This is a genomic window from Stappia sp. TSB10P1A, assembly GCF_900185725.1.
Lineage (GTDB): Bacteria > Pseudomonadota > Alphaproteobacteria > Rhizobiales > Stappiaceae > Stappia.
On sequence record NZ_FYAU01000036.1, the window covers coordinates 411109 to 427824 of the forward strand.

Annotated in this window: 7 protein-coding genes; 2 read left to right on the top strand and 5 right to left on the bottom strand. The window is 70.0% G+C overall.

Annotated elements, in window-relative coordinates:
• Positions 1-142: 142 nt before the first annotated feature.
• The 5 genes from TSB10P1A_RS20520 to TSB10P1A_RS20540 all read right to left on the bottom strand — a co-directional run bounded on the left by TSB10P1A_RS20520 (position 143) and on the right by TSB10P1A_RS20540 (position 7389).
• Complete coding sequence (locus tag TSB10P1A_RS20520) at positions 143-1153, bottom strand: ABC transporter substrate-binding protein (protein ID WP_186389806.1); 1011 nt, start codon at positions 1151-1153, stop codon at positions 143-145.
• Positions 1154-1326: 173 nt separating this feature from the next.
• Positions 1327-3213, bottom strand: a complete 1887-nt coding sequence (gene cysN, locus TSB10P1A_RS20525) for a sulfate adenylyltransferase subunit CysN (RefSeq protein ID WP_186389807.1) — start codon at positions 3211-3213, stop codon at positions 1327-1329.
• Between the two features lie 10 nt (positions 3214-3223).
• Entirely contained in the window at positions 3224-4147 is a 924-nt protein-coding gene (cysD, locus tag TSB10P1A_RS20530; RefSeq protein ID WP_371515147.1) for a sulfate adenylyltransferase subunit CysD, read from the bottom strand.
• Positions 4148-5175: 1028 nt separating this feature from the next.
• Positions 5176-6018, bottom strand: coding sequence for a 3'(2'),5'-bisphosphate nucleotidase CysQ (cysQ, locus tag TSB10P1A_RS20535; RefSeq protein ID WP_186390089.1), 843 nt, complete (start codon positions 6016-6018; stop codon positions 5176-5178).
• A gap of 51 nt (positions 6019-6069) precedes the next feature.
• Positions 6070-7389 (bottom strand): UDP-glucose/GDP-mannose dehydrogenase family protein, encoded by a 1320-nt coding sequence (locus tag TSB10P1A_RS20540; protein ID WP_186389809.1) that lies wholly within the window; start codon positions 7387-7389, stop codon positions 6070-6072.
• 329 nt (positions 7390-7718) lie between these two features.
• Between TSB10P1A_RS20540 and galE the strand changes: the two genes are divergently transcribed.
• Together galE and TSB10P1A_RS20550 are read left to right on the top strand one after the other, a co-directional pair.
• Complete coding sequence (gene galE / locus TSB10P1A_RS20545) at positions 7719-8714, top strand: UDP-glucose 4-epimerase GalE (RefSeq protein WP_186389810.1); 996 nt, start codon at positions 7719-7721, stop codon at positions 8712-8714.
• Positions 8715-9067: 353 nt separating this feature from the next.
• Positions 9068-16705, top strand: coding sequence for a type I polyketide synthase (locus TSB10P1A_RS20550; protein ID WP_186389811.1), 7638 nt, complete (start codon positions 9068-9070; stop codon positions 16703-16705).
• Positions 16706-16716 lie beyond the last annotated feature (11 nt).

Sequence of the window (16716 nt, forward strand, 5' to 3'; positions counted from 1 at the left end):
GCGGCCTTCGCGGGCCGCAGGACGGGCGGTGGCGCCCGGCATGGGCGAGCTTTCCGGCAGGCGCGGACAAGCCTGAGGAAACGACGCCCGCGCCTCCCCTTCCCGTCTCGCGAGACGAGGAGAAACGGCGCGGGCGCAGGCCTTACTTGATCATCCGCTCCTCGACCGGCGGCAGATAGGAGGGGTCGAACACCCGTTCCGGCGCCGGCGGCGTGTCGCTCACGCCCATCGAGGCCTTCAGATACTCCATCGACTGGGCGAGCTTGGCCATGTCGACGCCGCCGAAGCCGTTGGCCTTCACCGCCGGGGTGGCGATGGAGCCCTCGACGGCCATCAGGATGCGGTCGATCTCGGTCGCCTCGTCCAGCACCTCGTTGCGCTTCAGGACGTAGGGCACGGAGGCTTCCGGATCGGCGATCGTGTCGAGGAAGCCGCGCACCAGCGCCTTGACGAAGCCCTTCACCGCCTCCGGATTGCTCTCGGCGAAGTCGGTGTTGACCATCACCACGTTGCCGTAGAGGTCGAGCCCGTTCTCGGCCATCAGGATCGTGGCGATGTCATCCATCGGCACGCCCTGCGACTTCAGGTTGATCACCGAGGAGAAGGAGAAGCCGAAGATCGCGTCGACCTGGCCCTGGGCCAGCATCGGCTCTCGCACCGGGAAGCCGACATTCTCGATGGTCATGCCGGAGGTGTCGAGGCCGGCGACATCGACGAAGGCCGGCCACTGGCCGAAGGCGGCGTCCGGCGGCGGGGCGCCGAGCTTCTTGCCTTCCAGCGACTTCGGATCCTCGGTGACGCCGAGGCTCTTGCGGCCGATCACCGCGAAGGGCGGGCGCTCATAGGCCATCATCACCGCCTTGACCTTGAGGTCCGGCTGCTCATCCATCAGCTTGATCAGCGCGTTGATGTCGCCGAATCCCATCTGATAGGCGCCGGTGGCGACGCGCGGGATCGATTCGCGCGAGCCCGCGCCCGTGTCGATGGTGACGGCAAGGCCTTCCTCGGCGAAATAGCCCTTGTCCTGGGCGATGAAGAAGGGCGCGGCCGGGGCCTCGAACTTCCAGTCGAGGGTGAACTTGATCTCGGTCTGCGCCATCGCCGCCGGCGCGGCCAGCGTCAGGGCGAAAGCAATGCCAAAAAGTCTCCGCATGGTGTCCCCACTGGTGTTTTTATGAAGGGTCACCGGAGAGACTGCCCCGCAATTGCCCAAGCATCAAGCAATTTTGGCCTGCGCTCAATTCGCGGGCAGGACCGCCGAAAAAGACGGCAAAACCGGCCGGACGCGCGTCGTCCGGCCGGTTTTTTCATCATAGGCCTCAAGCCCTACAGGCCGAGATAGCGGATCACCTCGTCGGCCAGTTCCTCGGCCGGACGCACCACCGTGTCGAGCACCAGTTCGGCCCCCTCCGGCGCCTCGTAAGGACTGTCGATGCCGGTGAAATTGCTGATCTCGCCGGCCCGCGCCTTGCGGTACAGGCCCTTGGGATCGCGCGTCTCGGCGACGTCCAGCGGCGCGTGCACATGGATCTCGACGAACTCGCCCGGCGCGAAGAGATCGCGCGCCATCTGCCGGTCCGAGCGGAACGGCGAGATGAACGACACCAGCGTGATCACGCCGGCTTCCGTGAACAGCCGCGCCACCTCGCCGACCCTGCGGATGTTCTCCACCCGGTCGGCCTCGGTGAAGCCGAGGTCGCGGTTGAGCCCGTGGCGCACATTGTCGCCGTCCAGCAGGAAGGTCAGCCGTCCTTGCGCGTGCAGCCGCTGCTCGACCAGGTTGGCGATGGTCGACTTGCCGGCGCCCGACAGGCCGGTGAACCACAGCACCCGCGGCGTCTGGCCGGTCAACCGCGCGCGCGCCGCCCGGTCGATGTCGAAGGCCTGGCGGTGGATGTTGTCGGCCTTCCTGAGGCTCGCCCAGATCAGCCCGGCACCGACCGTCTGGTTGGTCAGCGGGTCGATCAGCACGAAGGAGCCCATCTCGCGATTGACCTCGTAGGGGTCGAAGGCGATGGGCGCGCTCAGGTGGATCTCGCAGAAACCGATCTCGTTCAGCGCCAGCGTGCTCGTCGGCAGGTGCTTCAGCGAGTTGACGTCGATGCCGTGCTCGATGCGCGCCACCACGCCGGTGGTGCTGCGCTTGCCGGCCTTGATCACGTAGTTGCGGTCGGTGCGCAGCCCTTGGTCGCCCATCCAGATCACATGGGCGCTCAAGCGGTCGGAGACCTCCGGCCGGCTTTCCGGCGGGCTCAGCACGTCGCCGCGCGAGATGTCGACCTCTTCCTGAAGGGTGATGGTCACCGCATCGCCCGCCACCGCCTCGTCCAGGTCGCCGTCCATGGTGGCGATGCGCGCCACCGTGGCAACGCGCCCGGAGGCGGCCACCGCCACCTTGTCGCCGGGGCGGATCGCACCGCTGACGATGGTGCCGGCATAGCCGCGGAAGTCGAGATTCGGGCGGTTCACCCATTGCACCGGCATGCGGAACGGGCCGAGGCGGTCCTCGCCGGCGACCTCCACCGCTTCCAGATGCTCCAGCAGCGTCGGGCCGTCGTGCCAGTCCATCGCTTCGCTGCGGCGGGTGACGTTCTCGCCCGTCAGCGCCGACATCGGGATGACTTCCAGCGTCTCGAAGCCGAAGCCTTGCGAGAACGCCTCATACTCCGCGCGGATGCGCTGCAGCACCTCGCGGTCGTAGCCGACCAGATCCATCTTGTTGACGGCCACCACCACATGGCGGATGCCCAGCAGCGAGACGATGAAGGAGTGTCGGCGGGTCTGCTGCAGCACGCCCTTGCGCGCATCGATCAGGATGATCGCCAGATCCGAGTTGGAGGCGCCCGTCGCCATGTTGCGGGTGTATTGCTCGTGGCCCGGCGTGTCGGCGACGATGAACTTGCGCGCCTCGGTGGCGAAGAAGCGATAGGCGACATCGATGGTGATGCCCTGCTCGCGCTCGGCCTCCAGCCCGTCGACCAGCAGCGCGAAATCGAGCTCCTCGCCTTGCGTGCCGTATTTGCGCGAGTCCTTCTGCAGGGCCGCCACCTGGTCCTCGAACAGCCGCTTGGTGTCGTGCAGCAGCCGGCCGATCAGCGTCGACTTGCCGTCGTCGACGCTGCCGCAGGTGAGAAAGCGCAAGAGCCCTTTCCGTTCGTGATCGCCGAGATGGTCGAGCGCCTGGCCGGCGAGGGAAGGCAATGCCTGGTTCATGGATCGATCCTCAGAAATAGCCTTCGCGTTTCTTCTTTTCCATCGACGCCGCCTCGTCGTGGTCGATCAGCCGGCCGGAGCGCTCCGAGGTGCGGGCGATCAGCATTTCGGTGACGATCTCGTCGAGGGTGGTGGCGGCGGAATCGATCGCCGCCGTCAGCGGATAGCAGCCGAGCGTGCGGAACCGCACCTGGCGCCTCTGCGGCACCTCGCCGGGGCGCAGCGGCAGGCGCTCGTCGTCGACCATCACCAGCATGCCGTCGCGCTCCACCACCGGGCGCTCGGCGGCGTAGTAGAGCGGCACGATGGGGATGTTTTCGGAGCGGATGTATTGCCAGATGTCGAGCTCGGTCCAGTTCGACAGCGGGAAGACGCGCAGCGATTCGCCCGGACGCACCCGCGTGTTGAAGATCGACCACAGTTCCGGGCGCTGGTTCTTCGGGTCCCAGCCATGCGAGCCGGTGCGGAAGGAGAACACCCGCTCCTTGGAGCGCGACTTCTCCTCGTCGCGCCGGGCGCCGCCGAAGGCCGCGTCGAAGCCGTAATGCGACAGCGCCTGCTTCAGCGCGTCGGTCTTCATCACCTGGGTGTAGTAGGACGAGCCGTGGTCGAACGGGTTGATGCCCTCCGCCAGCCCCTGCCGGTTGGTATGGGTCAGCAGCTCCATGCCCGCTTCCGCCGCCATGCGGTCGCGGAAGGCGATCATCTCGCGGAACTTCCAGGTCGTATCGATATGCAGCAGCGGAAACGGCGGCGGCGCCGGGTAGAACGCCTTGCGCGCCAGATGCAGCATGACGCTCGAATCCTTGCCGATCGAGTAGAGCATCACCGGTCGCGACATCTCGGCGACGACCTCTCGGATGATCTCGATGGATTGCGCCTCGAGACGGCGCAGATGGCTTCCCCGGTTGGACACGGATGTCTCCTCGTGCACGAGGCCGGGAGATGCGCGGCGGCGGCCGGAGCGCCCTCGGCGCGACCGTCCCGTCCGCTGCTCCCGGCAGCTATCGTCCACGACTTACGCAGCCGCGCGCCCCAGCGCGAGAAACAGGATTGCCGACAAACGGCCGTCGTTAAAAAATCTCTGTCATTTCGCAGCTTTTGCGGGTGCCTCGACGGCCTTCGCGGCCGGGACGGCCTCCGAGGGGGAGGCGTGTGTGACAAAACACTTGCCGAGGGTGCCAATGGTTCCCGGCTCTCCGGCTTCGCCTGCGGCCGGGATGACCTCCGAAGAGGAGGCACGGCCTCGCATCCTCTCGGCCGTCACCCCGGACGAGCATCGCGAGATCCGGGGCCTATTGGTTCCCAGAGCGGCGGCGAGGACACCGGAACGTCTCCACGTCCTCCGGACGACGTTCGCGCCCGCTCACCACCCTCCCCGCATCATCCCGCACGCAGCGCAGCGAAGATGCGGGATCGGAGAGCCGGGAGCCTCACGACGGCACTCCCGAACGCCCCCGCAACCGCCGTGCCTCCCCGATCCCGGATCTTCGGCCTCCGGCCTCGTCCGGGAAGACGCCAAGGAGAGGCATGTGCGTCAGGAACGGCGGCGAGGACACGCCCGCGCGAACCCCACACACAGAGTGTCGCCCCGGTTTCGGCGTAGCCGAAGACCGGGAACCAGTAACCCCGAACGGTTCGAGTGAGGCCTCGGCACTGCCGCCGGAAGCTCCTGCCTTCGCACACCCACCCGCCCCGGCGGATACTGGATACCTGCCTTCGCAGGTATGACAGCCGAGGAGGTGGCGGTGCGTCCCGCCTCGCGCCTGCCGAGGGTGCCAATGGCTCCCGGCTCTCCGGCTTCGCCTGCGGCCGGGATGACGTCCTGAGAAAGAGGCCGACCCGCTCGCATCCTCTCGGCCGTCACCCCGGACGAGCATCGCGAGATCCGGGGCCTATTGGCTGCCAGAGCGGCGGCGACGGCGCGCCCGCGCTATCCGCCGTTGTCAGCCCTCTCCTGCGTCAGCCGGCAGCGGACGTTCCGGCGACCTTGGCGGCGGCGGCGCGCACGAGATCGCTCGTGCCGGCGGCAAGGAAGCCCGGATTGGCGAAGTCGGCGTCGTGCGGCTGGTTGCGCTTGCCATAGAGGAAGGGCGCGCCGTCGAGGCGGCTGACGCTGCCGCCGGCGGCCAGCAGCACGCCGTGACCCGCCGCCGTGTCCCATTCCATGGTCCGGCCGAAGCGCGGATAAAGGTCCGCTTCGCCGCGCGCCACCAGGCAGAATTTCAGCGAGGAGCCGACGCTGACCGTGTCGCTCACCCCCATCGCGGTGAGCAGCGCGTCGGTCTCCGCGTCCCGGTGCGAGCGGCTGGCGACCGCCACCGGCGGCACCCTCGGCGCGGCCCGCACGCGCAGCGGCACCACCTCGCCGCCGCCGCTTCCCACTGCGACCGTCTCCTCGACCGCGCCCTCACCGAGCCGCCCGAGATAGAGCGAACCGCGATGCGGCGCGTAGACGGCGCCCATCACCGGCACGCCCTTTTCCACCAGCGCGATGTTCACGGTGAAATCGCCGCGGCCGGAGATGAACTCGCGGGTGCCGTCGAGCGGATCGACGAGGAAGAAGCGCTCGCCGACCTCCTCGGGCAGCCGGCCGGCGGCGACCTCTTCTTCCGCGACCACCGGCAGGCCCGGAAACGCCTTGGCCAGCCCGGCAAGGATGATCGCCTCGGCCCGGCGGTCGGCCTCGGTCACCGGACTGTCGTCGGCCTTGCTCTCCACCGCGACGCCGCCGTGGAAATAGTCGAGCAGCACCGCCCCCGCCTCCAGGCAGAGCGCTCTCAGCGCCCGCATGTCGTCCGTCATCCGCATGGTGTCTCTCCAGTGGTGATCCGTTCGTGGCTACTGCCCCGCCGCTCAGCCGAGAGCGAGCGGCGTCTTGCCGATGCCCCGGTAGTGCAGGCCGGCGGCGACCACATCCGAGCCCTGCCAGATGTTGCGCATGTCGACCACCGCGCGCCCGCGCATGCGCCGGGCGATCTCGGCGAGATCGAGCCCGCGATAGGTGTTCCACTCGGTGATGACCGCGAGGACATCGACCTCGTCCGCCACCTCATAGGGGTCGGTGCGCCATTCGAGGCCCGGCAGCAGCGGTTCCGCCTGGCTGCGCGCCTCCGGATCGTGGGCGACGACGATGACGCCGGCCGCCTGCAGCGCCGGCACGATCACCAGCGAGGGGGCGTCGCGCACGTCGTCGGTGTTCGGCTTGAAGGCGATGCCGAGAATGCCGACGCGCTTGCCGGCAGTCTCGGGCCCGAGCGCCTCCAGCACCCGCTCCGCCATCTGCCGCTTGCGCTCCTCGTTGACGGCGATGGTCGCCTCGACCAGCCGCTGCGGCGCGCCGTGCTTCAGGCCGGTCGCGGCCAGCGCCGTCGTGTCCTTGGGAAAGCACGAGCCGCCGAAGCCGGGGCCGGCATGCAGGAATTTGGAGCCGATGCGGTTGTCGAGGCCGATGCCGCTCGCCACCTTCTGCACGTCGCCGCCGACCTTCTCGCACAGGTTGGCGATCTCGTTGATGAAGGTGATCTTCAGCGCCAGGAAGGCGTTGGCGGCATATTTGGTCAGTTCGGCGTTTTCCAGCGAGGTGACGAGGATCGGCGTCTCGCGCAGGTAGAGCGGCCGGTAGAGGCGGCGCAGCGCGCTTTCCGCGCGCTCGTCCTCGGCGCCCACCACCACCCGGTCGGGCCGCATGAAGTCCTCGATCGCCGAGCCTTCGCGCAGGAATTCCGGATTGGAGGCGATGGAGAAGTCGACGCCGGGCCGCTCCTCGCGGATGATCTCGGCGACCTTTCGGCAGGTGCCGACGACCACGGTGGACTTGATCACGACGACCGTGCCGGGGCGCATCGCCTTGGCGATCTGGCGCGCGGCGGCATAGACATAGGTGAGGTCCGCCTCGCCGTCGCCGCGCCGCGAGGGCGTGCCGACGGCGATGAAGACCACGTCGGCGCCGGCCACCGCCGTGTCGAAATCGGTGGTGAAGGACAGCCGGCCGGCCGCCAGATTGCGCTCGATCAGCCCGTCGAGGCCCGGCTCGTAGATCGGCACCTCGCCCGCGTTGAGCCGTTCGATCTTGCCCGCGTCGATGTCGACACAGGCGATCTTGAAGCCGAATTCCGAAAAGCAGACGCCAGAGACCAGGCCGACATAGCCGGTGCCAATCATTGCGATGCGCATGCGTGCTCCTGGAGTTTCCTGGAAAAACGGGCCTGCGGGGGCCGGGAGGCGGCGGCGCGGGCCGGACCGGTGCTGTTCACGTCACGATCTTGCAGGCAGGATCCCTTGAGGGTCCCGATGAGGGTCCCGATGAGGGTCCCGGCGAGGATCCTGGAACCGGGTGCTCGCCGGCCGCGTTGCGGACCGCTTCGGCCAACCGCTCGCGAGCGCGCCTGTCCGGCTGCGTTCCTGTTCGCTTGCCAGCCGTTTGTCAACCCGCTAACACCATCGGGCGACCGGGTGCCGCGGCATCCGAAACGGCGCGTGGCGGACGGCCGCGGGAGGGGAGCATGGCGGTTCTTGTAACCGGCGGAGCAGGTTACATCGGAAGCCAGATGGCGTGGCGGCTGCTGGACGCGGGCGAGCGGGTCGTCGTGCTCGACACGCTCGAGGGCGGGCACGCCTGGTCGGTGCCGCCGGCCGCTGCCTTCCTGCAAGGAGATGTCGCCGATCCGCAAGCCCTTGGCCGCGCGCTCGCCCTTGCCGGCGAACCGGTCGACGCGGTGCTGCATTTCGCCGGCTCGGTCTCCGTGCCCGAATCCGTCGAGCGCCCCGAAAAATACTACCGCAACAACACCTGCGCGACGCTGGCACTTGTCGAGGGCTGCCGCGCGGCGGGCATCGCCAATCTCATCTTCTCCTCCACCGCCGCCGTCTATGGCGAGGTCGGCGGCGATCCGGTCGGCGAGGACGCGCCGACGCTGCCCACCTCCCCCTATGGCATGTCGAAGCTGATGAGCGAGCGGATGCTTGCCGACATCGCCGGCGCCCATGGCCTGCGCTGCGGCGTGCTGCGCTATTTCAACGTCGCCGGCGCCGATCCGCTCGGGCGCACCGGCCATTCGACGCGGGGCGCGGCGCATCTGCTCAAGGTCGCCTGCGAGGCCGCGCTCGGCCTGCGCGACGGGCTGACCATCCACGGCACCGACTATCCGACCCGCGACGGCACCGCCGAGCGCGACTTCATCCATGTCGCCGACCTTGTGGAGGCGCATTACCTCGCCCTCAACCAGTTGCGCGAGGGGAGCCCCGGCTTCACGCTGAATTGCGGCTACGGCCGGGGCTATACGGTGCTGGAGACGATTTCCGCCGTGAAGCGGCTGGCGGGCTGCGACTTTCCCGTCCACACCGGACCGCGGCGGCCGGGCGATATCGCCAGCGTGGTGGCGGACAACGGCAGGATTGTTGCAAGGCTCGGCTGGCGGCCGGCCCATGACGATATCGAGGTCATCGCCGGGCACGCTCTTGCCTGGGAGAGGAAACTGTTGCAACGCAACGAGGGTTGACTGTCATCATTTTGAAAGACTGACCATTTCCGATGCGGCGCTCAATGATTCCGCTGGGGAACAAATATCTGGAGAAATTTATGCTGCAATGCAATATTGCTATATTATCGACGCTTTGAAGACCGTCTCGTGCTGTTATATTGAGGCCGTTCGAACGGGTCCCGGCTGGTGGCAGGCGGGGACCAAAGCTGATTGAGAGACCTTGTCGGGGACGGTGGCAGGACCCATCCCGGACAAGGATGGGAGCCGGCCTCCGGCAGGGCGGTTGCAGGGGTATGCAACCCGACGACAACATGCGGTGGCGGTCGCAGGACCGCCGTTGCCCGAAAAGCACCGCTACGGAAGAGTTCTGAATGTCCTTGCGCGCGAATAGCACCGTCATTACCGGTTATGCGGCCCGCCTTCCCGGGGCCGGCACAGTGGATGCCTTCTGGACACTGCTAGACGACGGGCTGTGCTCGGTCACCGAGATCGGCGGCGACCGGTTCGACACGCGCGGCTTCCATCATCCCCGGCCGGGCGTGTCCGGGCGCAGCTTCACCTTCGCCGCCGGCCAGATCGACGACGTGTGGGGCTTCGACGCCAGCTTCTTCGGCATCTCGCCGCGCGAGGCGGTGCAGATCGACCCGCAGCAGCGGCTGCTGCTGCAGGTGGTGTGGGAGGCGATCGAGAACGCGGGCCTGCGCGCCTGCGACCTTGCCGGCAGCCAGACCGGCGTCTATGTCGGCGCCTCCGGCCTCGACTATCACCAGCGGCTGCTGTTCGACCTGCCCTCCGTCGACGTGCAGACGATGACCGGCAACACGCTGTCGATCATCTCCAACCGCGTCTCCTATGCCTTCGACCTGCGCGGGCCGAGCTTCACGCTCGACACCGCCTGTTCCTCCTCGCTGGTGGCGCTGCACCAGGCGGTCAGCGCCATCGAGAGCGGGCAGATCGACACGGCCATCGTCGCCGGCGTCAACCTGCTGCTCAGCCCCTTCTCCTTCATCGGCTTCGCCCGCGCCTCGATGCTGTCGCCGCAGGGCCTGTGTCGGGCCTTCGACGCCTCCGGCGACGGCTATGTCCGTTCCGAGGGCGCGGTCGCCCTGGTGCTGCAGCGCGACACCACCGCGCGCGAGCCGCGGGCCCGCATCCTCGCCACCGGCATCAATGCGGACGGGCGCACCGCCGGCCTGTCGCTGCCCTCCTCCCCGGCGCAGAAGACGCTGCTGGAGAGCATCTATAGCGAGGAGCTCGGCATCTCGCCGGACGATCTCGCCTTCGTCGAGGCGCATGGCACCGGCACCCAGGTCGGCGACCCGGCCGAGGCCAACGCGCTCGGCACCGCCATCGGCCGCAAGCGCGGCGCGCCGCTGCCGATCGGCTCGGTCAAGACCAATGTCGGCCATCTCGAGCCGGTCTCCGGCCTTGTCGGCATCCTCAAGTCGGTGCTGGCGCTGCAGCACGACCGGCTGCCGAAGTCGCTGCATTTCGACGAGCCGAACCCGAATATCGACTTTGCCGGCCTCAACCTTGCTGTCGCCGTCGAGCCGGTCGCGCTCCCGCGAGGGCAGCGCCCGCGCCTTGCCGGCATCAACTCCTTCGGCTTCGGCGGTACCAATGCCCATACCGTCATCGGCGACATGGAGCCGGCGCAGCCCTGCGACAGCCGCGTCGCCGACACCGCGCCGCTGGTGATCTCGGCGCGCTCGCAAGCGGCGCTACGCGACCTGGCCGGCCGCTATGCCGCGCTGGTCGCGGACCCCGGCACGCAGACCGGTGCGGTGATCGACGCCGCCGCCCGCCGCCGCGACCTGCACGACCACCGCCTCGTCGTGCTCGGCGACAGCGTCGCCAAGCTCGCCGCGCTCACGGCCTTTGCCGAGGGCAAGGAGGCGCCCGCCGCCATCGAGGGCAAGACCGCCCCGCGCACCCGCGGCGTCGCCTTCGCCTTTTCCGGCAACGGCTCGCAATGGGCCGGCATGGGCCAGCAGGCCTATTCCGGCGACAAGGCGTTCCGCGAGGCGCTGGAACTCGTCGACCGGCATTTCATGACGGTGTCCGGCTGGTCGCTGGTCACCATGCTGTTCTCCAAGGACCTGGAGACGGAGATCGAGCGGACCGAGATCGCCCAGCCGCTGCTCTTCGCGGTGCAGGTGGCCCTGGTCAGCGCGCTGAAGGCGCGGGGCCTTGCCCCGTCCGCCGTGCTCGGCCACAGCGTCGGCGAGGTGGCGGCGGCCTGGTGCTCGGGCATGCTGGATCTTGCCACGGCGACGCGCATCATCCACGCCCGCTCGACGCAGCAGGAGGTGGTGCGCCATCTCGGCAGCATGGCGGCCTTGCTGCTTCCGCCCGAGGAGGCTGAGGCGGCGATCCTTGAAGCCGGCCTGCCGGGCATCGAGCTCTCAGCTCTCAACTCGCCGCGCAGCGTCACCATTTCCGGCCCGTCCGAGAGCATCGACGCCTTCGCCCGCCTCGCCCGCAAGAAGCGGTGGGCCCTGCGCAAGCTGAACATCGCCTACCCGTTCCACAGCGCGCTGGTCGATCCCATCGAGACGCCGCTGCGCGAGGCGCTCGGGACGCTGAAATGCGGCAAGCCGGCGATCCCCTTCCTCTCCTCGGTCACGCCGGAGCAGGACGAGATCACCCCCGACGCCACCTATTGGTGGGAAAACGTCCGCCGGCCGGTGCGCTTCACCGACGCGGTCGCGCGCCTTGCCGAGCAGCCGGTCGACCTCGTCGTCGAGATCGGCCCCAAGCCGGTGCTCACCACCTATATCCGCGACGTGCTGCGCAGCGTCGGCAACCAGACGCCGGTGCTCGCCAGCCTGGAGGCGCCGCGCGGTGAAGGCGCGGCAATCCCCGATATCGACACGATCGCCGCGCGCATCGTCGCCCATGGCGCGGCGGCCGATCTCGACCGCTATGTCGGGCCGGAAGGGCGCAACCTGCCGGTGCTGCCGAGCTATCCCTGGCAGCTCACGTCCTTCCTGCCGCCGGAGACCGACGAGCGCATCACCGCCCATGGCGAGCGCGGCTGGCCGCTGGCCGGCAAGCGGCTGCGGCCGGAGACGGCGGAATGGTTCAACGTCGTCGACCTCGACCTGCTGCCCTTCCTCGCCGACCACAAGGTCGAGCAGACCGCCGTGTTCCCGGCGGCCGGCTATATCGAGATGGCCCTGCGCGCCGCGCTGCAATGGACCGGCGAGGCGCGCATCGAGGTGCGCGACCTCGAAATCCTGCGCCCGCTGGTGCTCGACGAGGGCAAGACCTTCGAAACCATGGTGCGCCTGTCGCCCGACGACCGGGTGATCGAGATCCATGCCCGCCAGCGCCTTTCCGGCGCCGACTGGTCGCTCTATGCCAAGGCCGGGTTCCGCACGCTGGCGGTGTCCGGCGCCGCGCCGCAGGCGGATGCCGATGCGGCCGGCACCGAGGTTTCCCATCAGGTGGCGGCCGATGCGGCCGGCATCGAGGTCTCCCATGACGAGATTTACCGGCTGACGCTGGCGCACGGCCTCGACTACGGCCCGGCCTTCCGCCTTGCCGACGGTGCCGTGCTGTCGGGCGAGCGTGAGGCGCGGCTCGGCCTGCTGGCCCCCGCCGCCCTGTCCGAGCCGGAGACCTTCGCCCTGCATCCGGCCGTTGCCGATGCCGGCTTCCACGGCCTCTTCGCCCTGCTCGGCCAGCGCACTGAACCCGTCGGCGGCGGCTTCCTGCCGATCCGCTTCGGCGCGGTCGAGCTGCATGCCCCCGCCTCCCTTCCCGTTGCCGTGCGCATCCGGGTGGACAAGGGCAGCGCCCGCTCGCTGGTTGCCAGCTTCGACTATCTCGACGCCGAGGGCGGCCTCGTCGCGCGGCTGACGGGCGCCCGCTTCAAGGCGGTGCAGTTCCACATGGCCGATACCGACCACCGGCTGCACTACCGCGTCGTTCCCCGCCTGCTGACCCCGGCGCAAACCGGAGCGCCGGTCGTCCGGCCGCTCGCCGCGCTTGCCGAAGAGCTCGGGCTGGTGGCGAGCGAGGACTACGACCCCTCCGACGCTGCCCTGCTCGCCGACGCGCTGGCCCGCACGGTCGCCCACCGGGCGCTGCATGCGGTGCTTGGCGACGAGCCCTTCCTGCTTGCCGACCGGATCCGCGCGGGCGCCCTGCATGAGAGCGCCGCCGCCTTCGCCGCCCATTTCCTGCATCTGCTGGCGCAGCACGACCTCGCCCATCAGGAGGACGGCGCCTGGCGCATCGCCGATCCCGCCGACGGGCTCGACCCCGCCTCGCTGGTGCAGACGCTGGTCTTCGAGGCCGGCGCCCACGGCTCGCAGGCGACCCTGCTCGCCCGCCTTGCCGACGATCTGCCGGACCTGTTGCGGGGCGGGCTGCCGGCCAGCGCCGGCGATGTCTTCGCCTCGGCGCTGCTGGCCGGCTGGCGCAATGCCGATCCGGCGGCGCAGGCGCTGCGCCGCGCCTGTCTCGACCTTGCCGCACGCGCCGTCGCCGACTGGCCGCGCGAGGTTCCGCTCTCCGTGCTGGTGCTGGGCGAGCGTTCGTTCGCCGCCGCCCGCCATCTCGACACGCTGCTGTCGCCCTACAACGCCACGCTCACCGTCAGCGATCCGTCGCCGGCGACCGTCGAGCGGCTGCGCCGCAACTGGCAGGGCAGCGCCCAGACGCGCTTCCTGTCGCCGGAGGACGGCGCGCTCATCGAGGGCGGGCCCTACGATCTGGTGGTCTGCTGCGACACGCTGAGCGGCGCCGGCGATGCGCTGCTCAAGGATCTCGTCGCGATGCTGTCGCCCGGCGGCCAGCTTCTGGCGCTGGAGCGCGCCCCCGCCACCGACGCCGAGCTGATCCTCGGCACCGGCGCCGACTGGTGGACGGCCGTTCCCGGCGCGCCGCTTCCCGCCGTCCCGCTGCTCGACCGCGCGGCCTGGCAGGCCCGCCTTGCCGCCTTCGGCCTTGCGGACGCGCAGGCGCTGCCGCTCGCCGGCGGCGAGATCGACGCCAGCATTCTCGTCGCGGCCGCCCCGGCCCGCGCCAGCGCCGCCAACGGCAAAGGCAACGGCGCGGCGGACAGCGAGGCCGAGCCGCGCCGCCTGGCGATCGTCTGCGACGCCAAGGGGCCGTCGCGGGCCGTCGCCTCGGCGCTGCGCGAATGCCTGAAGCCGCATGGCATCGAGGCGGTGCTGGTCGCCGCCGGCACGCCGACGAAGGGCGACGACCTGCTGCGCGCCGATCTCGACGATCCCGCGACCTGGAGCGAGGGCACGATGCTTGCCGCTGCCGCCCGCGACGGCATCGTCCATCTCGCCGGCGCCTATAGCGGGAGCGGCTCCGGATCTGGCGAGGATGCCAGCGCCCTGCTCTCGGCCCGCACCTGGCAGCTCACGCAGATGCTCAAGGGGCGCGGCAGCGCCACCGGCCCGGTGATGCTCGTCGCGCCGGAGGGCGCGCGCGCCCTCGCCCGCGGCACCGCGCCCGACCCGGTGCAGACCGGCGTGTGGACCTTCGGCCGCGTCGCCATGAACGAATTCCCCTCCGCCGGCCTCAGGCTCGTCGACATCCGCCGCGATCTCGATGCCAGCGCCGCCGCCCTGCGCCTTGCCGCAGAGATCGTCGGCGCCGGCCAGTGCGACGAGCGCGAGCTGGTGATCGACGGCGACACGCGCCTCGGCCTGCGGCTCGAGCGCGGCCCGGACCTGCCGCGCACGGGCGACACGCAGACGGACGGCGGCACCCTGCGCCTCGACATCGCCCAGCAGGGCTCGCTCGACCGCCTCGCCTGGTCGCAGGTTCCCGCCCGCGCCCTTGTCGGCGACGAGGTCGAGATCGCGGTGGAGGCGAGCGGCCTCAATTTCCGCGATGTGATGTGGGCGCTCGGCCTGCTGCCGGAAGAGGCGCTGGAGGACGGGTTCGCCGGCCCGACGCTCGGCATGGAATGCGCCGGCACGGTCGTTGCCACCGGCCCGCAGGCCCGCCGCCTGCGCCCCGGCGACAAGGTCATCGCCTTCGCCCCGGCCTGTTTCGCCAGCCGCGTCACCGTCTCGGAAAAGGGCTGCGCCCGCACGCCGCAAGGGCTCGATCCGGAAGCGGCGGCGACCATCCCCGTCGCCTTCCTCACCAGCTATTACGCGCTGCACCGGCTCGCCCGGCTGGAGCCGCACGAGACCGTGCTGATCCATGGCGGCGCCGGCGGCGTCGGCCTTGCCGCGATCCAGGTCGCCCGCCATATCGGCGCGACGATCATCGCCACCGCCGGCAGCCCGGAAAAGCGCAGCCTGCTGCGCCGGCTCGGCGTCGACCATGTGCTCGATTCCCGCTCGCTCACCTTCGCCGACGACGTGATGCGGCTGACCGGCGGCAGGGGCATCGAGGTGGTGCTCAACTCGCTGTCCGGCGAGGCGATGGAGCGCAGCATCGAGGTGCTCGCCCCCTTCGGCCGCTTCCTCGAGCTCGGCAAGCGCGACTATTACGAGAACACCCATCTCGGCCTCAGGCCCTTCCGCCGCAACCTCAGCTATTTCGGCATCGATGCCGACCAGCTCCTGATCCACCAGCCGGCGCTGGCCGAGCGGCTGCTCGACGAGCTGATGCAGCTCTTCGCCGACGGCGCCCTGTCGCCCCTGCCCTATCGCGCCTTCGAGGCCGGTGAGGCGGTCGCCGCCTTCCGGCTGATGCAGAAGGCCGGCCATATCGGCAAGATCGTCATCCGCCCGCCGCAGCAGCCGGCCGCCCGGCCTGCCGCGCCCGCGCCCGTCCGCTTCGAGGGCGACGCCGGCAGCCTGGTCGTCGTCGGCGGGTTCGGCGGTTTCGGCGCGGCTCTGATCGGCCGGCTCGCCGACATGGGCGCGACGCGCATCGACGTGCTGTCGCGGCGCGGCGCCACCACGCCGGAGGCCGCTTCCCTCATCGAGGCGATGGGCCGCCGCGGCGTCACGGTCGTCGGCCATGCGTGCGACGCCGCCGACGAGAGCGCCGTCGCCGCCGCCCTTGCCGCGATCCGCAAGGAGGCCGGGGCGATCCAGGCCGTCTTCCACACGGCGATGGTGCTGCACGACACGCTGCTCGCCAATCTCACCCGCGAGCAGCTTGACGCGGTGCTGGCGCCGAAGGTGCGCGGCGCGCAGCTTCTCGACCGGTTGACGCGGGGCGACGCCTTGCGCCAGTTCGTGATGTTCTCCTCCGCGACAACCCTGGTCGGCAATCCGGGGCAGGCCAATTATGTCGCCGCCAACGGCTATCTGGAGGGTCTTGCCGCCCGCCGCCGGGCGGAAGGCCTGCCCGGCCTTGCGGTCGCCTGGGGCGCGATCTCCGACGCCGGCTATCTTGCCCGCAACGCCGAGGTCGGCGACCTGCTGGCCCGCAAGCTCGGCCGCCATGCGCTCTCGGCGCGCGAGGCGCTGGACGGGCTGGCGGTGCTGATGGCCCTGCCGCAGGACGACGTCGGCGCGGCGGCGCCCGGCTATGCCCGCATCGACTGGGCGGCGGCCCGGCGCGACCTTGCCCTGCTCGCCACGCCCTTCGCCGAGCGGCTGGGGATCTCGGCAGGCAATGACGGGTCCGGCGAAGGCGGCGCCATCGACCTTGCCGCACTGGTCAAGGGGCTCGACCGGGCCGGCGCCATCGCCAAGATCGGCAAGCTGCTGGCCGTGGAGATCGGCCGCATCCTGCGCATCGGCGAGGACGACATCGACCCGGCCCGTCCGCTCACGGAAGTCGGCATGGATTCGCTGATGGCGCTGGAGCTGCGCATGGCGGCGGAGCGCCAGTTCGGCATCGACATTCCGCTGATGTCGCTGGCCAACGGCGCGACCCTCGCCGACATGGCCGCGCGCATCGCCGATCAGGTCCTGTCGGGCGACAGCGGCAACGGCGCCGACCTGTCCAGCGAGGCACGGACCAACGCCATGCAGCATCTCGGCGAGGACGTGTTCGACGGCGACGCGGAGGCGCTGGCCGAGGTGGCGGCCGAGGTCGAGGAACGCACGCGCAACGTCCGCTCGCTGCTATAGTGGGCCAGCGG